This is a genomic window from Streptomyces sp. CB01635, assembly GCF_002803065.1.
Lineage (GTDB): Bacteria > Actinomycetota > Actinomycetes > Streptomycetales > Streptomycetaceae > Streptomyces.
This window is the reverse complement of the sequence record NZ_NNBL01000026.1, coordinates 1-19265: the sequence shown is the minus strand read 5'-3', so window position 1 is coordinate 19265 and position 19265 is coordinate 1. Positions and strand designations below refer to the sequence as shown.

The following is a 19265-nucleotide window of genomic DNA, read 5'->3' as shown; positions in this document are numbered from 1 at the left end:
CTATCCGGCACCCGGCCGCAGTCAGACAGTCAGGCCGCGCACGAGGAGGTCGAGCAGCGCGCACACGAACAGGGCGATCCCGATGAAGCCGTTGACCTGGAAGAAGGCCCGGTTGAGCCGGGAAAGGTCGCGCGGCCGCACGATCGTGTGCTCGTAGAGGAAGGCGCCCGCGACGATGACGAGGCCGAGCCAGAAGAACGCACCCGCGTCCGTGGCCAGGGCGTACCAGACGAACAGCGCCGTGGTGAGCGTGTGGCAGCCGCGCGCTCCCCAGATCGCCGCCGGGATTCCGAAGCGGGCCGGCACCGACATCACGCCGACCTCGCGGTCCGTCTCCACGTCCTGGCAGGCGTAGATGAGGTCGAAGCCGCCGATCCAGATGCCGACCGCGAGCCCGAGGATCACCCCGTCCCACGACCACTCGCCGGTGATCGCCAGCCAGGCGCCGACCGGCCCCATCGCCTGGGCGAGACCCAGGATGGCCTGCGGGAAGTTCGTGAACCGCTTGCCGTACGGATAGACGACCATCGGGATCACCGCGATGGGCGCGAGCGCCAGGCACAGCGGGTTGAGCAGGGCGGCCGCGCCGAGGAAGACGACGAGCGCGATGAGCGCGCCGGTCCAGGCGGACTTCACGGACATCGCGCCCGTGACGAGTTCGCGGTGCGCGGTCCTCGGGTTACGGGCGTCGATCTCGCGGTCGATGATCCGGTTCACGGCCATCGCGAACGTGCGCAGGCCGACCATCGCGATCGTCACGAGCAGCAGCCGCCACCAGTGGATGTTCCCGTCCATCCGGAACATCGCGGTGAGCGCCGCGATGTACGCGAACGGCAGCGCGAACACCGAGTGCTCGATCATGACGAGCCGCAGGAACGCCTTGGTGCGGCCCGGCTGCGGGATCGCGGCGGAAGCGCTGGTCACAGGCCGTACTCCTTCCAGCGGCGGTCGACCGTCGCCGCCGTCTGCGGGTCGGACAGCACCATCTCGGGCCAGCCGCCGTCCCGCGTGTAGCCCTCCTCGGGCCACTTCTTCGTCGCGTCGATGCCCGCCTTGCCGCCCCAGAACTGCTGGTACGACGCGTGGTCGAGGTGGTCGACGGGACCCTCGGCGACCGTCAGGTCACGGGCGTAGTCCGTGTTCCCGAGCGCCCGCCACGCGACCTCGTGCAGATCGTGCACGTCGCAGTCCGAGTCGACGACCACGATCAGTTTGGTCAGCGACATCATGTGGGCGCCCCACACGGCGTGCATCACCTTCTGCGCGTGTTTCGGGTACTTCTTGTCGATCGAGACGATCGCGCAGTTGTGGAAGCCGCCCGACTCGGGCAGGTGGTAGTCCACGATGTCCGGCACGATGATCTTGAGGAGCGGCAGGAAGAAGCGCTCCGTGGCCCGGCCGAGGGGACCGTCCTCCGTCGGCGGGCGCCCCACCACGATGGACTGCAGCAGCGGACGCTTGCGCATCGTCACGCAGTCGATCGTCAGCGCGGGGAAGGGTTCCTGCGGCGTGTAGAAACCGGTGTGGTCGCCGAACGGGCCCTCGGGGAGCATCTCCCCGGGCTCCAGCCAGCCCTCGAGAACGACCTCGGCGTTCGCCGGCACCTGGAGCGGCACCGTCTTGCAGTCGACCATCTCGATCCGCTTGCCCTGGATGAACCCGGCGAAGAGGTACTCGTCGATGTCCCCGGGCAGCGGGGCCGTGGACGCGTACGTCACGGCGGGCGGGCAGCCGAAGGCGATCGCGACCGGCAGCTTCTCGCCCTTCCTGGCGGCCACCTGGTAGTGGTTGCGGCTGTCCTTGTGGATCTGCCAGTGCATGCCGATGGTGCGCCGGTCGTGGCGCTGGAGCCGGTAGAGCCCGAGGTTGCGGATGCCGCTCTCAGGGTCCTTGGTGTGCGTGAGACCGAGGTTGAAGAAGGAGCCGCCGTCCTCGGGCCAGGTGAACAGGGCCGGGAGCTGGTCCAGGTCCACGTCGTCGCCGCGCAGGACGACCTCCTGCACCGGCGCGTCCTTCACCTTCTTCGGCGGCACGTGCACCATCGAGCCGAGCTTGCCGAACGCCTCGCGCACGCCCACGAAGCCGTGCGGCAGCTCGGGGCGCAGCAGGCCGCCGATCTTGTCGCTGATCTCCTCGTAGGACTTCAGGCCGAGCGCCTTGAGCAGGCGCCGGTCGGTCCCGTACACATTCATCGCGAGCGGCATCGAGGAGCCGCGCACGTTCTCGAAGAGGAGAGCGGGGCCGCCGGACTTCTGCACCCGGTCGACGATCTCACCGACCTCCAGATAGGGGTCGACCTCGGCCTTGATGCGCTTGAGGTCACCCTCGCGCTCCAGCGCCCGCAGGAGGGAGCGAAGATCGTCGTAAGCCATGCGTCCCAGTATCGAGCACCGGCTACCCTGACCCGGTCACCGGGGGGCCTGCGTCGTCCCCACGCCGCTCCTTGGGGGATCGCGACACCATGCTCCGCTACTTGCCGTTCCTGCTGGTCCTGGCGTTGTGGATCTACGCCTTCATCGACTGCCTGAACACTCCGGAGGAGGAGGTCAGGGGCCTGCCGAAGGTCGTGTGGGTCATCATCATCCTGCTCTTCGGCGAAGTGCTCGTCGGCCCGATCGCCTGGCTCGTCGCGGGCCGGCACCGGCACGCGCCCGCGAACGGCTCGACACCGTCCGAGTGGCACCGCAGCCACCGCACCACGTTCGTCGCACCCGACGACAACCCCGAGTTCCTGCACTCCCTGCGCGAGGAGGCTGCGTCTTCTGAAGAAGTGAAGGACGAGTCGCTCCTCAAGGACTGGGAGGCCGATCTGCGCCGCCGCGAGGAGGAGCTCAGGAAGCGCGAGGGTGAGCAGGGCGGGGAGCCTGCGTGAGCGCCTTCGACCCCGAACTGGCGCGGACCTGGCTGGCCACGGCCGTCGAGGAGGCGCGGGCGGGGCTCGCCGAGGGCGGCATCCCGATCGGCGCGGCCCTCTACTCGGCGGACGGGAAGGTCCTCGGGCGTGGGCACAACCGCCGTGTGCAGGACGCGGATCCGTCCGTGCACGGCGAGACCGACGCCTTCCGCAACGCGGGCCGGCAGCGCTCGTACAAGGGCACGACGATGGTGACGACGCTCTCGCCGTGCTGGTACTGCTCCGGTCTGGTGCGGCAGTTCGGCATCTCGCGGGTCGTCGTCGGTGAGGCTCGGACGTTCCACGGAGGCCACGACTGGCTGGCCGAGCACGGCGTGGAGATCGTGATGCTCGACGACCCCGAGTGCGTCGCGATGATGGAGGAGTTCATCGCGGCCCGTCCCGAGCTGTGGAACGAGGACATCGGCGAGTAGCGCGGATCCGGCCGGTCGGGCGTCGTTGCCCGCGTGCCGCGCCGCGTCCACAGTGGAGCCATGACGGAACCCCGTGCGCCACAGCCCCGTATCCCCACGATCGATCTGCGGCCCTGGCTCCTGGGCGGTCCGAACGCGCGCGCCGGAATCGCCCGTACCGTCGACGAGGCGCTGCGGACGGCCGGATTCCTGCTGGTCACCGGGCACGGCGTGGACCCGGGCCTGCGCTCCCGGATCCGGGAGGCGGCGCGCGGCTTCTTCCGGCTGCCGCCCGCGGTGAAGGAGCCGTACGCCGTGAAGGTGGGCGGGCGCGGCTGGCTGGGCCCCGGCGCCGAGGCGAACGGCTACGCGGAGGGCACCGAGACCCCGCCCGACCTCAAGGAGTCCCTGTCGTACGCCTCCGAACTGCCCACCGGGGACGCGGAGATCGACGCGGAGTGGTTCCTGCCCAACACCTGGCCCGCCGAGACGCCCGAGCTGCGCGCGCTCGTCGAGACGTATCTCGGGCGGATGCGGGAGCTGTCCGACCTGCTGCTCGAACTCCTCGCGGTCGCGCTCGGCGAGGAGGAGGACTTCTTCACCCGGCACACCACGCACCCCACTTGGGGCTTCAACATCAACTGGTACCCGGGCAGGGATGTCGTGGGCGAGCCCGAGGAGGGCCAGTTCCGCATCGGCCCGCACACCGACTTCGGGACCGTCACGGTCCTCGACCGGCAGGCCGGCAAGGGCGGGCTCCAGGTCTACACCGACGAGGGCGGCTGGCAGGACGCGCCGTTCGACCCGGAGGCGTTCACCATCAACATCGGCGACTTGATGGCGCGTTGGACCGGCGACCGCTGGCGCTCCGGCCGCCACCGCGTCCTGCCGCCCCCGGCCGACCTGCCCGCCGAGGAGCTGATGTCCCTCGTCTACTTCTACGAGTGCGACCCGCGCACGACCGTCGAGTCCGTGCCCGCGCCGAAGGGCCGGGTCGCGCACGAGCCGGTCGACTCGCACACGTATCTGCGGGCGAAGCTGGACACGATCACTGTGGAGCCTTGATCACTGCGGCGTCCGATCACTGCGGCGTCTGATCACTGCAGCGTCTGATCACTGCAGCGTCTGATCACTGCGTATCCGATCACTGTGGAGCCTCGAGATAGCCGTCCCGGAGCTCCTGCCATCGGGACGGGGTCCAGGCCGCCCAGGCCCGCTCGTCCGTCGGGCGCCCGTCGAGGGCGGCGGCCAGGTGCTCGAAGTGGTCGTGCCAGGCGGCCAGGTAGTCCAGGCGCGCCGAGTCGTCGCCGTCGATCTCGCCGGTGAACCGCAGGGTCGTCGCGTCGGGGGCCGTCGGCTCCAGGTGGAAGCGCAGGCGGCCGTGCGGGCCTTCGAGCGTGTACTCGGCGACGCGCTCGCCGTCCCACGCGGTGACCCGGCCCTGGTGGGCGCGCCCGTTGTTGAGCCACCGCAGCGTGACCGCACCGCCGAGCCGTGGTTCGAGCACATCGGCGGCGGCCAGCCACCCCGGCAGACCCTCCGGGGTGGCCACCGCCGCCCAGACCTCCTCCACGGGATGCGGAAGAGGGATCGTGAAGTGCAGGCTGTGGGTGTGACCCTCGGTCCGGCTCGTGCCGGGCGCGACGGGTGTGGCAGGTGCCGCGGGCTCGGTGGGGTGGCTGGATTCGGTCATACCTCCAGGCTGGCGCGCCCGCGCGCTTCGCGCACCCGTACGGACCGGGATCCGCTGCCCCGTGCCTAGGGCCGCTGCCCCGGCTTGTCGACGACGGCCCGGTCCACGACCGCCGTATTACTCGTGACCTGGCCCTTCTTCACCCCGCCCGACCAGGCTTCGGTGGCGACGGTGCGCTCGCCCAGGAACTCATGGGTCTTCACGTCGAAGATCCACTCGTCGCGGCTGGGGTTGTCGGGGTCCTTGCGGGCCACGGCGATCCCGGGCCGGCCCGCGGCGTCCTTCACCCCCTTCACCACGGTCACGCCGGGGATCCTGGCGGCGGCCCGGTAGAGCGCGGCGCCCACCTCCGGCGGCACGAGCGCATCCCTGATCAGGTCGCCGACCAGCACGAACATGGCCTGGTCGGCCTGCTGGCCACTGTGCTCGGGGCCCGTTCCGCGCAGCCAGCGCAGCATCGCGTCGGGGTCGGTGGGCAGGGTGGACAGGTGCCGGTAGCTGGTGGACGTCTCGTAGCCGGGCTTGCCCGGGACCGGCCCGGTTTCGGTCGCCCACTGGCCTCGGCCCTTCTCGCGTACGAGTCCCTTGCGGGTGCCGTCCACGGACTGCCAGGTCTCCAGCCGGTGCAGCGGCGGGATCTTCGTCTTCATGCCCTCGCCGCTCTGCGAGTACGACACGAGGCTGTCGACGTAGACGAACTGGTCGTCGCGGATGCGGGCGGGCGTATCGGAGTGCTCAGCGGCGAGCGCGACGTCCTCCAGGAGCGCCACGGCCTCCTTGGTCGGCGGCGGGGCGCCCGCGCCGTCCGACGGCAGCGCGACGAAGGTGACGGCCGCCGCGGTCGCCACGGCGACGGCGGCGAACGCGGGACGCAGCCACTTCCGGCGCGGCGGTGCCTGCGCGGGTACTTCGGTCTCCCGGATCTCGGTCATCAGATGCTCCTTGAGGAGTCGGTGCCGGCCCGGCGGAAGGTCCTTCTCAGGAAGCGTGTTCATGGTTTCCCTCCTGTATGGGCCCGGCCACGGGAGCGTGGCCGCCTTTCATCTGTCCGTCGGGGCGCGGGAGTTCCATGGCACCGGCGAGTTTCCTGCGGGCTCTGAAAAGCCGGGAGCGGACCGTGCCGACGGGGACGCCGAGCGCCCTGGCGGCGGACGGGTGGTCGAGGCCCGACCAGACGCACAGGGCGAGCACCTCGCGTTCGGGGCGCCGCAGTGTGGCCGGCGCGGTGTGGACGAGGGCTATGCGGGCCTGGTCGTCGGCCTCGGCTTCCGCGCGCGGGAGGCGGGAGACTGCGGCGGCGTGTCTGCGGGTGGCACGGCGCAGGTTGCGCGTGACGTTCGTGGCGACGCCGAGCAGCCAGGGCCGCAGCGAGCCGCCCTCGGGCTCGACCCTGTCGCGCAGCCGCCACGCTTCGAGGAAGGTCAGCGAGACGACTTCTCGGCGGTCGACCAGTCGCCGGTCAGGCTGTAGGCGTGGTTGTAGACGGATCGGGCGTAGGCGTCGAAGAGCTCGCCGAACGCGCCGGCGTCACCGTCCCTCACCCGGGTTCTGCGTGCTTGATGTGCCCCCTGATTCTTCTTCACGCCCCCCATCTGTCCGTACGACGAAGGCCGGTTCCCGTGACTCACGTCACATGGGAACCGGCCGTCGTGGGATGCCGCGGTGTCAGACGCCGGCGTAGGAGTGCTTGCCGGTGACGAAGATGTTTACGCCGTAGTAGTTGAACAGCCAGCAGGCGAAGGCGATGAGGGCCAGGTAGGCGGCCTTGCGGCCCTTCCATCCGGCGGTCGCGCGGGCGTGCAGGTAGCAGGCGTACGCGACCCAGGTGATGAACGACCAGGTCTCCTTGGGGTCCCAGCCCCAGTAGCGGCCCCACGCGTCGCCGGCCCAGATCGCGCCCGCGATGATCGTGAACGTCCACAGCGGGAAGACGGCCGCGTTCACGCGGTAGGAGAACTTGTCGAGCGAGGCCGCGGCGGGCAGGCGCTCCATGACAGAGGTCGCGAACTTCCCGGGCTTGCCGCCGTTCGCCAGCTTGTTCTCGTACGAGTCGCGGAACAGGTAGAGCAGCGTGCTGACCGCGCCGACGTAGAACACCGCGCCGCAGAAGATCGCCGTGGAGACGTGGATGTACAGCCAGTACGAGTGCAGGGCGGGAACCAACTGGTCGCTGGCGGTGTACAAGACAGTGACAGCGAGGCCGAGATCGAGGAGGACCGTGGTGACCAGCGGGAGGCCGAGCCAGCCGATGTTCTTCTTCGCCACGAGCAGGCCGAGGTACACAGCGACGGCGACGGTGGAGAAGGTGATGTTGAACTCGTACATGTTGCCCCACGGCGCACGCTGCACGGAGAGCGCGCGGGTGAGCACCCCGCTCGCCTCGACGAGGAACGCGAGCACGGTGAGGGACACCGCGATACGGCCGTAGAGGTCGCCCTGCTCGTCGCCGCCGGAGGCCCCGGGGCCGTCCGGCACGTCACGCGTGCCGGAGACGGCGCGCGTCACGACGCTGGGCCGCTCCAGGACGGCGGTGCCGCCGTTCTTCTCCTTGACCTGCACCTTCACGGAGCCGGCAGCGGCCTGCGCGGTGGCCTTCTGCGTCAGCGCGGCAGCGGTGCGGCCGACCTTGCTGCGGCTGCCGAAAAGCCACTCGGCCATGTGCGCGAAGAAGGCCAGGAGGTACACGGCCATCGACGAGTAGATCAGCACATTGCTGATGTGCGCGAGATTCTCGTTGGTTGCGGCGGCGAGATTCACTTCTCAGCCCCTTCGGCAGGAACAGCAGGTTGGGGATCGGCGGCGCTGGGCGCCCGTTCGTGGAGGTGTGCGGCCAGGTCGCCGAGTTCTTCGGCCACCTTCGAGGACTCGCTGCGGCCGAGACCGCCCATCTCGACGACGGTGACTCCGTCGGCTCCGGGGGTCGCCCGGACCCAGACGCGGCGGCGCTGGATGAACAGGGAGCCGGCGAGGCCCGCGATGGCGGCGAGCGCTCCGGCGAGGGCCCAGCCGTCGCCGGGCTGGTGGGTGATCTGGAAGCTCGCCCACTGCTTGATGTCCTTGTCGAACGTGATCGACCCGGCACCGTTCGGAAGCTTCATGGTCTCGCCGGGCCGCAGCCGCGTCTTGAGCAGCTCCCCCTTCGAGTCCGTGAACTTCTTCATCTTGGAGGTGTCCAGTTGGTACACGTTCTGCGGGATCCCGGAGTCGACACCCAGGCTTCCGTGGTACGCGGACAGCGCGAGGACGGGGTAGTCGAGCGCGGGGAACTGGGAGAACATGCTGCCCTTCCCGGACCCCGCGAAGGTCGGCACGAAGAAGGCGTTGAAGCCGAGCTGTTCCCGCTTGCCGCTCTTGTCGCGGTAGCCGTCCATGACCTTGATGGCACCGGTGGAGGTGACGTTCGAGTCGATGGGCAGCAGCGGCACGGCCTGCCGGGAGACGATCTTGCCGCGGCCGTCCCGGACGGTGACGGTGGGCGCGTATCCGTGGCCGTTGAGATAGACCTTGGTGCCGTCGATCTCGAGGGGGTCGTTGACCTGGATCGCGGTCTTCTGCTCCTTGCCGGTCGCGCCGACGCTGTAGGTGACGTTCGCGCGGTAGACGCGCGGGCTCCCCTTGTTCGGCCCGTTGCGCTCGTACGTCCCGTCGAACTTGTCGAGCTGGAAGCTGAACGGCGTCAGGTCGGTGTCGGAGTTGAAGAGGTTGCCCGACTTGAAGTCGTCGTACATCGGCAGGGCGTTGGAGAAGCCTCCGTCGCCCTCGACCATCAGCTTGCCGCCCTCGGACTTGAAGAGCTGGCCCCAGGCGAAGGCGATCAGCATCACGATCAGCGCGATGTGGAAGACCAGGTTGCCCGCCTCGCGCAGATAGCCCTTCTCGGAGGCGACGGAGTCACCGGAGACGTGGGCGCGGAAGCGGCGCTTGCGGAGGATGTCGAGGGCCGCCGCGCGGACCTGCTCGGGCTCGGCGTCGGTGCACCAGGTCGCGGACGCGGGCAGGTGCGTGAAGCGCTTGGGGGCGCCCGGGGCGCGGCCGCGCAGCTGCCCGACGAACTGCCAGGTGCGCGGGACGATGCAGCCGATGAGGGAGATGAACAGCAGGATGTAGATCGCGGAGAACCACACCGAGCTGTAGACGTGGAACAGGCCCAGCTTGTCGTAGACCGGCGAGACCGTGGTGTGCGCGTCCTTGAACGTCTGCACCTTCATCTCGTCGACCCCGGACTGCGGGATCAGCGAGCCGGGGATCGCCCCGAGCGAGAGCATGAAGAGCAGGATCAGCGCGACGCGCATCGAGGTGAGCTGCCGCCAGAACCAGCGGACCCAGCCGATGACGCCCAGCCGGGGCAGGTTCGGGCCGCGGTCCTCCTGCGGTGCGGTGGACAGGTGCGAGCCGGCCGCGCCGAGCTCGTCGCCGCTCACCTCGCCGGTCTTGCCGGATTCAGTCGTGCTCATGAATCAGATTCCCACCGTGAAGCCGTTGGACCAGGTCTGCATCTGCTGGACGAGGGTGTCCCAGGCTCCTGTGAGCAGCAGCACTCCGGTAAAGATCATCATGATGCCGCCGATGCGCATCACCCAGGCGTAGTGCTTCTTGACCCAGCCGAAGGCGCCGAGCGCCTTGCGGAAGGCGACCGCGGCGAGCACGAAGGGGACACCGAGCCCGGCGCAGTACGCAACGGTCAGTATGGCCCCGCGCCCCGCGCTCGCCTCGTTGAACGACAGGGCGGTCACGGAGGCGAGCGTCGGACCGATGCAGGGGGTCCAGCCGATGCCGAACAGGGCGCCGAGCACCGGAGCGCCGATCAGCCCGGTCACCGGCCGCTTGTGGAAGCGGAATTCGCGCTGGGTGAGCCAGGGCATCATGCCCATGAAAAAGATCCCCATGAGGACCATCAGGACACCGAGGATCTTGGTGAGGGTGTCCTGGTACTCCTGGAGCGTCTCGCCGAAGTAGCCGAAGAGGGCCCCGCCGGAGACGAAGACGGCGGTGAAGCCGAGGACGAACAGTCCGGCGCCGAGCGCCATCCGGCCGCGCCGCGCGTCGGCCAGGTCGGTGCCGCTGACCCCTGTCACGTAGGACAGATAGCCGGGCACGAGAGGCAGGACGCAGGGCGAGAAGAACGAGAGGAGACCGCCGAGCACGGCGATCGGCAGAGCGAGCAGGAGCGCACCGCTCTCGACGGTGTTGCTCACTCCGCCTTCAGCGGCGAGAGCGGTGAGCGTGGCGTGCACCGTCGCTCACTTCTCCGCGATCACGGGGTCGACCATCTTGCGCAGCTTGTCCTCGCTGAGCGCGCGCAGCGAGCGGGCGGCGATCTTGCCGTCGCGGTCGATGACGAGCGTGGACGGGATGGACTGCGGGTTGAGGGTGCCCTTCTCGAACCGCAGCATCAGCTTGCCCGAGGGGTCGTAGAAGCTCGGGTACGGGATGTTGTGGTCCTTCTCGAACTGGAGGGCCGGTTCGGTCTGCGGATCACGGGTGTTGATCCCGATGAACTGGACGTCCTTGCCCTTGGTCTCGTTCGCGACCTTGGCGAAGTAGTTGGCCTCGGCGCGGCACGGCGGGCACCAGGAGCCCCACACGTTCAGCACGATGACCTTGCCCTTGTAGTCGGCGAGGTCGAGGGGCTTGCCCTCCAGGTCCTTGCCGTCCAGCTTCGGGGCGTCGTGCCGGTCGCCCTGGTCGACGGTGGAGACGCCGCCGGAGTTCGTCACGAAGTTGGTGTTGTTGCCGCCGCCCGACGTTCCGCCGGAGCTGCATGCGGAGAGCGTCAGCGCAGCGACCGCGGCCCCCGCGGCGAGAAGGGCGGTACGGCGCTTGGATGCAGCGAGGGGGGAAACGCGGCAGTCGGCACTCATGTGAAAAGTTTCGCATGTCTGTTTAGGGGATCTTCCGCACCCCCCTTGCGTACGGAAAACCCCATTTCAGAAGGGGTCATTCAGGGTGCGGCGCGAGGCTCACGCCGCGGCTTTCAGATAGCTCTTCCAGCCGCCGTCGGGGCGCACTCCGACGTCGAGCGAGCGCAGCTTGTCGAGGACCTTCGGGTCCTGGACGTCCAGCCAGTCGACGAACTGCCGGAAGGAGACGAGGCGTACGTCCTTCTGGCCGGCCATGTGCTTGAGCGCCTCTTCGACGGAGTCCATATAGATCCCGCCGTTCCAGTCCTCGAAGTGGTTGCCTATGAAGAACGGCGCCCGGTTCGTCTCGTATGCCCGGTCGAAGCCGGCTATGTAGGCATCGGCCGACTGCTTGCGCCAGCGCGGGTAGTTGTAGGCGGGCGCCCTGGTCGTGTTCACCGACTGGTTGGCCAGCATGTTGTAGTCCATCGAGAGGACCTCGAAGGTGTGCCCGGGGAACGGCACGGCCTGCAGTGGCAGATCCCACACCCCGCCGCGCTTGGAGGGCCAGCGCTGCCGGCCGCCCGGCGACGAGGCGTCGTAGCGCCAGCCGAGCTCGCGGGCCGTGGGCAGCAGATTGTCCTGGCCGAGCAGACAGGGCGTGCGGCCGCCGACGAGTTCCTTCTCGTAGTCGAAGGGCAGCGAGGGCAGGTCGTGCCAGCCCGTGTTCGTGCGCCACTCCTTGACGAACGACTTGGCCTGGTCGATCTCGCTGCGCCACTGCGCCGGGGTCCAGTTGGCGACGGTGCCGGTGCCCGCGCAGAAGTGGCCGTTGAAGTGCGTGCCGATCTCATGGCCTTCCAGCCAGGCCCGGCGGACGTACTTCAGCGTCTCCTTGATGTGGGCATCGGTGAGATAGCCGATGTCGGAGGCGCCGACCCCGTTGTTCGGCGGGCGGTAGAGCCGCTTCTTCGACTCCGGCAGCAGATAGAGGCCGGAGAGGAAGAACGTCATGTGCGCGCCGTGGTTCTCGGCCAGGTCGAGGAAGCGCGGGAAGAGGCCGTTGCCGACCTCGCCCGCGCCGTCCCAGGAGAAGATCACGAACTGCGGCGGCGTCTCGCCGGGTTCGAGGGGGACGGGCTTGCCCGGCTGGTTCGGCTGCTTGCCGGTGTACGACGTCGAGCCGTCGCCGATCGGCCGGGCCGCGGGCTTGTCGGGCTTACCGGCGCCGCCCTCGCCCTGGTCGCCCAGCGGCACGGACGCCGCCCCGCCACCCTGCCCGTTACTGGTACCGCACCCGGCGAGCGCGGCGGCCGCCGCCGCACCCGCTCCCAGCCCGATCAGTCCCCTTCGTGTGATGTCCGGCATTCCCTGGTCCCCATTCGTCGCGCCCCGTCCCGTACGAGACGGGCACCCCCTTAGAGGGCGCGACGAACACCGCGGTTCCGGCGCGGAGAACAAAGTTGGGCAATGCCGACGGCTTTGCGCCGAATGTTCCGAGTGCCGAATGGGCTCAGGCCGAAGGCGCTCAGAACCGAAGGCGCTACGCGCCGAACGCCTTGTCCTTCCCCTTCACGGGCTTGGCACCCGCGAGGAGATGGGCGGGCACGAGATCGCGTGCGGGCTCCGTGTAGCCGACGGACACGATCTTGTCCCCGCGATAGGTGAACGTCGTGAGCGAGGCGAGCGTGCACTGCCGCTTGCGCGGGTCGTGCCACAGCCGCCGCTTCTCCACGAAGCTGCGCACGATCCAGATCGGCAGCTGATGGCTGACGCACACCGCCTCGTGACCGCGCGCCGCGTCCTTCGCCGCGTCGAGGGCGCCCATCATCCGCACGACCTGCTCGACGTACGGCTCGCCCCACGACGGCTTGAACGGGTTGACGAGGTGCTTCCAGTTCTCCGGCTTGCGCAGCGCGCCGTCGCCGACGCCGAACGTCTTGCCCTGGAAGACGTTGCCCGCCTCGATGAGCCGGTCGTCGGTCGCCAGGTCGAGCCCGTGCGCCTTCGCGATCGGCGTCGCCGTCTCCTGCGCCCGGTCCAGCGGTGAGGCCACGACATGGGTCACATCACGCGAGGACAGGTGCTCGGCGACCCGGTCGGCCATCTGCCGGCCGAGCTCGGAGAGGTGGTAGTCGGGCAGGCGCCCGTACAGGATCCCCTCCGGGTTGTGCACCTCTCCGTGCCGCATCACGTGGACGACGGTGATGTCCTGGTCGGACTTGCCGGCAGTGGTCATGCTTGCGTGGCCTCCGCAGCCGCGCGCGCGGCACCGGGGAGCGCGGCGGCGATGCGCTCGACCGCCCGCTCGTCATGGGCAGTGGAGACGAACCAGGACTCGAAGGCCGACGGCGGCAGATAGACGCCCTGCTCCAGCATCGAGTGGAAGAACGCGGTGAAGCGGAAGGACTCTTGGCGCTTCGCGTCCTCGTAGTTGCGCACCTCGTTCTCCGTGAAGAACACCGAGAACATGTTGGAGGCGCTCTGCACGCGGTGCGCGACGCCCTCCTTCGTGAGCGCGGCGCCCACCAGGGTGCGCAGCTGCTCGGAGACCGCGTCGATCTTCGCGTACGCGGCGTCGTCGAGCAGCCGCAGCTGCGCGACGCCGGCCGCCGTCGCGACCGGGTTCCCGGACAGCGTGCCCGCCTGGTAGACGGGTCCGGCCGGGGCGAGGTGCCCCATGACGTCCGCGCGGCCACCGAACGCGGCGGCCGGGAAGCCACCGCCCATGACCTTGCCGAACGTCATCAGGTCGGGCGCCACCCCGTCGACGCCGTACCAGCCGGCCTTCGACGTGCGGAAGCCGGTCATGACCTCGTCGGAGATGTAGAGCGCGCCGTTCTCCCGGCACAGGTCCGCGAGGCCCTGGTTGAAGCCTTCGAGCGGCGGGACGACGCCCATGTTGCCCGGCGACGCCTCGGTGATGACACAGGCGACCTGGCCCTCGTTCGCGGCGAACGCGACCCGCACGGCGTCGAGGTCGTTGTACGGGACGACGATGGTGTCGCCCGCCTGGGCACCGGTCACACCCGGGGTGTCCGGCAGCCCGAGGGTCGCCACACCGGAACCCGCCGCGGCGAGCAGCGCGTCCACGTGCCCGTGGTAACAGCCGGCGAACTTGATCACCTTGGCGCGCCCGGTGAACCCGCGGGCGAGCCTGATCGCGGACATGGTCGCCTCGGTGCCGCTGGACACCAGCCGCACCTGCTCGACCGGCGCGATCCGCGCGACGATCTCCTCGGCCAGGGCCACCTCGCCCTCGCCCGGCGTACCGAAGGACGTACCGCGCGCGACGGCTTCCTGGACGGCCGCGATGACCTCGGGTCGGGAATGGCCGAGGATCATCGGCCCCCAGGAGCAGACGAGGTCGACGTACTCGCGACCGTCGGCATCCGTGAGGTACGGACCGGTACCGGACACCATGAACCGGGGCGTACCGCCCACGGCACGGAACGCGCGTACGGGCGAGTTCACGCCGCCCGGCGTCACGAGGGCCGCACGGTCGAAGAGACCCTGCGAGACCGGTGCTTCATAGGGGTACGGTGCGGTCGCGCCCGACGGCGGCGCCGCGGACCCGGGGATGTTGTTCGCCTCTGCCATGCCTCTCAGCGTACGGGCAGGCTCTCCGGACCCCGGCTCATCCCCTGCTTCTCTGGCCACGGCGGGAACCGACTACCTAAACTCCCAGGGGACGGGCCGCTCGCGGACAGTTCACGCTGCACGCCGGCACGGGGTTCGCTCCCCGGCCCGCGCGGGTGGTTCACCGCACGTTTCGGCGAGTGACCGTGGGGGAGGTCACTGACACGATGATCGGGTTGCGCGGTGGTGGCCGCGCGGCCTAGAAAAGGGGCCAGGCGCCCTGGAAAAGCAGTCGGGTGGAGATATGCATCGCGGTGGCGGACTGGGCGAGGGGACCGACGACCTGGGCCCCCGGCGTGCCCGGCGGGGAAAGCACCGGCGCGACGCGGAGGCGGCAGCGGCACCAGCGGAGGAAGCGGACGCCGGGCAGGAACTGAGCGGGACCGGGAGCAGGAATGGTGGCCGGGTGGGGGTGACGTACAAATACTTCGGCGCGCCCGACGGCGCCACGGCGGCCCGTGTCCCCATCTCGATGCGCCCCGAGGAGCTCGGCGGTGACGAGCTCGGCATGGGCGGCATGTTCACCAAGATCAAGCCGGAGACGATGGCCGCGATGGTCCTCACCGGCATCGAGGGCATACCGCTGCACAAGGTCCCCCCGCTGGAACTGGTCGTCCTGCATCCCGACTACGCGGTCGTGAAGCTGCCCATGACGGTCGTCGACCCGCTGCGCGGCGTCGGCGAGGAGGCCGTGGGCGCCGCGGCGTTCATCTGGTCGACGGTCCCGGACCGCGGCGGCCCGCGCGACGCGTTCTACGTGTACCAACTCCTGCACGAATGGCAGGACTTCAGCCACCGGCTGCACGACGCGGGACACCAGGCCTACTGCCTCGTCTGGCCCTGACCCTCACTCCTCGTCGGGCAGCACACCCCGCACCGTGAACCCGATCGCCGCTCCCCCGCCCGGACGCGCCTTCGCGAACGGCGCGCCCCCGTGGGCCGCAGCCACCTCCTGGACGATGGACAGGCCGAGGCCGGAGCCCGGCAGGCTGCGGGCAGCCGGCGCGCGGTAGAAGCGGTCGAAGACCCGGTCCAGATCCGAGTCCGCGATGCCGGGACCCCGGTCGAGCACCTCGACACGCACGCCGTCCGGGAGGCCTCCCGTGACCACGATCTCGATCAGCTCCGTGCCGTCGCGGTCGAACTTGGCGGCGTTCTCCACCAGGTTCGACACTGCGCGCTGGAGCGAGGCCGGCCGGCCCCGGACCACCGTGTCGCCCCGCGAACGCACCGTGACCGTGCGGCCCGTGCGGCGGCGCGCGAGGACCGCCGTGTCCTCCGCGGTCTCGGCGAGCGCCACCTCGACGACCGGCTCGTCGTCCTCCTTGCCCGCGGCCAGCTCCACCAACTCGTTGACCAGATCGGTCAGTTCACGCGACTCCTGCGCCAGGTCGGCGATCAGCTCCTCACGGGCGGCGGGCGGCAGGTCCTCGATACGGCGCAGCAGCGAGATGTTCGTACGCAGCGAGGTGAGCGGCGTGCGCAGTTCATGACCGGCGTCCTGCACCAGGCGGCGCTGGTCCTCCATCGAGCGCGCAAGACGCCCCAGCATCCGGTCGAAGGAGCGGCCCAGGCTGCCCACCTCGTCGCCGCCGGTCACCGGCACCCGCACATCGAGGTGCCCCGTCCCCGCCACGTCCTCCGCCGCCTCCGCGAGCGTCACCAGACGCCCCGTGATCCGGCGCGCCAGCCACCAGCCGACAAGTCCCGCCGCCACGATCACGGAACCCGCCAACAGGCCCGTGCGCTGCTGGAGATCACGCAGCAGGTCCTCCGTGTCGCTGAACTCCTGCGCGACCTGCACGGCGCCGCGCCCGCCGCCCAGCGACACGGCCGTCATCCGGTACTCGTCCCCGCCGATCTCCACATCGCGCCGCGAGCCGCCCTTCTCCGCCCCGTCGGCCTCCTCCGTCACACCGGCGTGCGCCTCGTCGGCGGTGCGCCGGTCCGCCGCGTTCACGGGCAGCTGCGGGCTGCCGCGGTCGACGACCCGGCCGCCGGGCCCGAGCACCTGGACGTCCGTACGGGCCGGCCGGATCAGGTCGTCGCGCGGCCCGTCGTGGTCGGGGTCCCCCGACGCGAAGTCGTACGGGGTGAGCTTGGCGTCCTTCACCTGCTGCCGCAGATCGGTGACGACCTCGTCGAACACGGCCTGCTGGTCCACGCGGACGAGCCGCGCCGCGGCGTCGTAGGAGAGGAAGCCGACCAGGACGGTGACGGCCGCCGCGACGGCCGCGAACGACACGGCGAACGTCGTCCGCAGGGACCGGGCGCGCGGTCGCCCGTGCAGGAACGCGCGCAGGCGGGGGCGCGGCATCCTCAGTCCTCCCGCAGCACGTAGCCGACGCCGCGCACGGTGTGGATGAGGGAGGTCGTACCGGGTTCGTCGACCTTGCGGCGCAGATAGCCCACGTAGACGGCGAGGTTCTTCGACCCGGGACCGAAGTCGTAGCCCCAGATGCGGTCGTAGATCGTGGCGTGGTCGAGGACGATGCCCGCGTTGCGCACGAGCAGCTCCAGAAGGTCGAACTCGGTACGGGTGAGCTCCAGTTCGCGCTCCCCGCGCCAGGCCCGCCGCGCCTGCGGGTCCATTCTGAGGTCGGCCGCCGTGACCTGGCCGTCGGGCTCGGGCGACCCATCGCGCCCGCCGCTCCCGTCGTCGGAGGAGGCGCCGTTGCTGCGGCGCAGCAGGGCACGGAGCCGGGCGAAGACCTCATCCACGTCGAACGGCTTCACGACATAGTCGTCGGCGCCCGCGTCCAGGCCCGCGATCCGGTCCGGCGTCTCGACGAGCGCCGTCAGCATCAGGATCGGCGTGCGGTCCCCCTCGGCACGCAGCACCCGGCACACCTGAAGACCGTCGATGCCCGGCATCATCACGTCCAGCACGAGGATGTCGGGCGCGCTGCGGTGTGCCTGCGCGATCGCCTCCACCCCGTCGGCGACGGCCGTGACCTCGTAACCCTCCAGAGTCAGGGCCCGCTCCAGGGCATGGCGGATGGCACGGTCGTCCTCGGCGAGCAGCACGGTCGGGGACGCGGCGTGGGGCGTGGCGGACGCAGCGGTAGGGGACACGCGTTCCAGTGTGCCCCCCGCGTCCGGCGGCGTACCCCCTGACCAGGGGCCCGCCGGACGCCTTCTTACCCGTCTCTCACCCAGGCGCGAACGGTGGCTTACCCGGCTGGACCAGGCTGCCGCCGTATGTTGCGGGCAAAGCGCCCGCCGGGAGGGTTGTCCATGAAGATCGTGTTCCTGCTGCACAACGCGTACGCGATCGGCGGGACCGTGCGAACCACGCTCAACCTCGCCGCGGCGCTCGCCGGGCGCGGCGGCCACGAGGTGGAGATCGTCTCTATGTCCCGGCATCGCGAGGTGCCGCGCTTCACGGTCGACCCCGCCGTCTCACTGGTCCCACTCGTCGACACGCGTATCGGCGGCGTCGACACGCGGTACGCGGCGTACGAGGAGCCCGCACGGGACTTTCCCGCCGCCGAGAAGCGGCGCAAGCAGTACACCCGTCTGCACGATCTGCGCGTGCGTGAGTACCTGGAGCGCTGCGACGCTGACGTCGTGATCGGTACGCGCCCCGGCATCAACGTCTATCTGGCGATGTACGGCCCGCGCACCGCACTGCGGATCGGGCAGGAGCACCTGCGCCACGACGCGCACAGCAAGAAGCTCCGGGCGGTGCTCGCCCGCCACTACCGCTCCCTCGACGCCGTCGTCACCATGACCTCGGCGGACGCCGAGGTGTACCGGGCGCGCATGGCCCTGCCGGGCGTACAGGTCCTGTCGGTCCCCAACATCGTGCCGGAGGCGCCCTGCCCGCCGTCCGACGGCGCCGCCAAGGTCATCGCGAGCGCCGGGCGTCTCGCGCCGGGCAAGCGCTTCGACCTCCTCCTGGAGGCGTTCGCGGCCGTCGCCGCGCAGGAACCCGAGTGGCAGCTGCGGATCTACGGCGGCGGGCCTGAGGAAGCGAAGCTGCGCGATCTCATCGCCGGACTCGGACTGACCGGGCGCGCCCACCTGATGGGGGCGCGCTCGCCCATCGAGCCGGAGTTCGCGAAGGCCTCGATCGTGGTGTCCGCGTCAGATGCGGAGTCCTTCGGAATGACGCTCGTCGAGGCGATGCGGTGCGGGGTTCCGGTGGTCAGCACCGACGCGCCGCTCGGCCCCGCCGAGATCATCACCGACGGCGTCGACGGCCGGCTCGTGCCGCTCGGGGACGCGCGGGCTCTCGCCGAGGCGGTCGTCGGCCTCATTGACGACGCGCCGCGCCGACACGCCATGGCCCGCGCCGCGTTCGCGTCCGCCCGCCGCTACGACCCCGATCCGATCGTCGCCCGGTACGAGCTCCTGTTCGCGGAACTCCGTGAGACGCGGCGCCTGCGGTCGTGGCAGCGGCTGCGCTCTCGCGCGGCCGACTGGGCCCGCCGCAAGGCCCGTTCGACCCACGGCCCGGCGCGGACCGCGTCCGCGCGCGGCGCCCGCTCGGACCCACGCCCCACGTGACGCACGAGCGGGAAGGCACATGACGACCAACGACACCCAACTCGGCGCCCCGGAACCGGCCCGCCCGCAAGGCCCCAAGGCCCCCGGAGCCAAACGGGACAGGGCCACCGAGGGCCGGGGCAGGCGGGCCGACCAGAACCGGCGGCGGCCCGCCCCCCGGCCCGACCTCCAGCCGGGTACGGCAGCCACCACTGCCCGACCGGATGCGAGTCGACCGGAGCCCGGAGCCACAGCCCCGACCTGGGCCGAACCCCCCTCCGCACCAAGCCCCACCA

19 protein-coding genes and 1 pseudogene are annotated in these 19265 nt (G+C 70.4%); 6 read left to right on the top strand and 14 right to left on the bottom strand.

Annotation, left to right across the window (positions count from 1 at the left end; genetic code table 11):
* Positions 1-21: 21 nt before the first annotated feature.
* Positions 22-924 (bottom strand): menaquinone biosynthesis prenyltransferase MqnP, encoded by a 903-nt coding sequence (gene mqnP, locus CG723_RS37425; protein ID WP_100597998.1) that lies wholly within the window; start codon positions 922-924, stop codon positions 22-24.
* Complete coding sequence (locus CG723_RS37420) at positions 921-2372, bottom strand: menaquinone biosynthesis decarboxylase (RefSeq protein WP_100597997.1); 1452 nt, start codon at positions 2370-2372, stop codon at positions 921-923. Before CG723_RS37420 ends, mqnP begins: the two co-directional genes overlap by 4 nt.
* Before the next feature lie 89 nt (positions 2373-2461).
* Between CG723_RS37420 and CG723_RS37415 the strand changes: the two genes are divergently transcribed.
* The 3 genes from CG723_RS37415 to CG723_RS37405 are packed head-to-tail and all read left to right on the top strand — an operon-like array spanning position 2462 to position 4371.
* The gene (locus tag CG723_RS37415) at positions 2462-2872 is read left to right on the top strand and encodes a PLD nuclease N-terminal domain-containing protein (protein ID WP_100597996.1); all 411 of its coding nucleotides are present in this window, start codon (positions 2462-2464) and stop codon (positions 2870-2872) included.
* Positions 2869-3327 (top strand): nucleoside deaminase, encoded by a 459-nt coding sequence (locus tag CG723_RS37410; protein ID WP_100597995.1) that lies wholly within the window; start codon positions 2869-2871, stop codon positions 3325-3327. The genes CG723_RS37415 and CG723_RS37410 overlap by 4 nt, the downstream gene beginning before the upstream one ends.
* Before the next feature lie 60 nt (positions 3328-3387).
* On the top strand, positions 3388-4371 hold the full coding sequence (locus CG723_RS37405; protein WP_100597994.1) for an isopenicillin N synthase family dioxygenase: 984 nt from the start codon (positions 3388-3390) through the stop codon (positions 4369-4371).
* Positions 4372-4450: 79 nt separating this feature from the next.
* Here CG723_RS37405 and CG723_RS37400 read toward each other — a convergent pair whose 3' ends face one another.
* From CG723_RS37400 to hemL, 10 genes are all read right to left on the bottom strand, one after another.
* Positions 4451-4999 (bottom strand): SRPBCC family protein, encoded by a 549-nt coding sequence (locus CG723_RS37400; RefSeq protein WP_100597993.1) that lies wholly within the window; start codon positions 4997-4999, stop codon positions 4451-4453.
* A 65-nt stretch (positions 5000-5064) separates the two neighbouring features.
* Positions 5065-5994 carry a CU044_5270 family protein gene (locus CG723_RS37395; RefSeq protein ID WP_100597992.1) on the bottom strand — a complete coding sequence of 310 codons (930 nt, stop codon included), beginning with the start codon at positions 5992-5994 and terminating at the stop codon, positions 5065-5067.
* Positions 5978-6487, bottom strand: a complete 510-nt coding sequence (locus tag CG723_RS37390) for an RNA polymerase sigma factor (RefSeq protein WP_351255701.1) — start codon at positions 6485-6487, stop codon at positions 5978-5980. The genes CG723_RS37395 and CG723_RS37390 overlap by 17 nt, the downstream gene beginning before the upstream one ends.
* A 177-nt stretch (positions 6488-6664) precedes the next feature.
* Positions 6665-7756, bottom strand: a complete 1092-nt coding sequence (gene ccsB, locus CG723_RS37385) for a c-type cytochrome biogenesis protein CcsB (RefSeq protein ID WP_199842051.1) — start codon at positions 7754-7756, stop codon at positions 6665-6667.
* Positions 7753-9453, bottom strand: a complete 1701-nt coding sequence (gene resB / locus CG723_RS37380) for a cytochrome c biogenesis protein ResB (protein ID WP_100597991.1) — start codon at positions 9451-9453, stop codon at positions 7753-7755. Before resB ends, ccsB begins: the two co-directional genes overlap by 4 nt.
* 3 nt (positions 9454-9456) lie before the next feature.
* Positions 9457-10233 (bottom strand): cytochrome c biogenesis CcdA family protein, encoded by a 777-nt coding sequence (locus CG723_RS37375; RefSeq protein WP_100597990.1) that lies wholly within the window; start codon positions 10231-10233, stop codon positions 9457-9459.
* Positions 10234-10239: 6 nt separating this feature from the next.
* Positions 10240-10860 carry a TlpA family protein disulfide reductase gene (locus CG723_RS37370; RefSeq protein ID WP_100597989.1) on the bottom strand — a complete coding sequence of 207 codons (621 nt, stop codon included), beginning with the start codon at positions 10858-10860 and terminating at the stop codon, positions 10240-10242.
* A gap of 99 nt (positions 10861-10959) precedes the next feature.
* Entirely contained in the window at positions 10960-12207 is a 1248-nt protein-coding gene (locus CG723_RS37365; protein ID WP_100597988.1) for a hypothetical protein, read from the bottom strand.
* A 175-nt stretch (positions 12208-12382) separates the two neighbouring features.
* Entirely contained in the window at positions 12383-13078 is a 696-nt protein-coding gene (locus tag CG723_RS37360) for a histidine phosphatase family protein (protein WP_100597987.1), read from the bottom strand.
* The gene (gene hemL / locus CG723_RS37355) at positions 13075-14439 is read right to left on the bottom strand and encodes a glutamate-1-semialdehyde 2,1-aminomutase (protein WP_100597986.1); all 1365 of its coding nucleotides are present in this window, start codon (positions 14437-14439) and stop codon (positions 13075-13077) included. Before hemL ends, CG723_RS37360 begins: the two co-directional genes overlap by 4 nt.
* A gap of 283 nt (positions 14440-14722) precedes the next feature.
* Between hemL and CG723_RS37345 the strand changes: the two genes are divergently transcribed.
* Entirely contained in the window at positions 14723-15322 is a 600-nt protein-coding gene (locus tag CG723_RS37345; protein WP_100597985.1) for a hypothetical protein, read from the top strand.
* A 3-nt stretch (positions 15323-15325) separates the two neighbouring features.
* Here CG723_RS37345 and CG723_RS37340 read toward each other — a convergent pair whose 3' ends face one another.
* Together CG723_RS37340 and CG723_RS37335 are read right to left on the bottom strand one after the other, a co-directional pair.
* The gene (locus tag CG723_RS37340; protein ID WP_100597984.1) at positions 15326-16795 is read right to left on the bottom strand and encodes a sensor histidine kinase; all 1470 of its coding nucleotides are present in this window, start codon (positions 16793-16795) and stop codon (positions 15326-15328) included.
* A gap of 2 nt (positions 16796-16797) precedes the next feature.
* Positions 16798-17553: a response regulator transcription factor gene (locus CG723_RS37335; protein ID WP_324906504.1), complete on the bottom strand. Its 756-nt coding sequence runs from the start codon at positions 17551-17553 to the stop codon at positions 16798-16800.
* Positions 17554-17715: 162 nt separating this feature from the next.
* Here CG723_RS37335 and CG723_RS37330 point away from each other — a divergent pair, with 162 nt between their 5' ends.
* Together CG723_RS37330 and CG723_RS48205 are read left to right on the top strand one after the other, a co-directional pair.
* Positions 17716-18990: a glycosyltransferase family 4 protein gene (locus CG723_RS37330; protein WP_100597983.1), complete on the top strand. Its 1275-nt coding sequence runs from the start codon at positions 17716-17718 to the stop codon at positions 18988-18990.
* Between the two features lie 19 nt (positions 18991-19009).
* Positions 19010-19265 (top strand): annotated as a pseudogene (locus CG723_RS48205) (hypothetical protein); the annotation flags it as partial.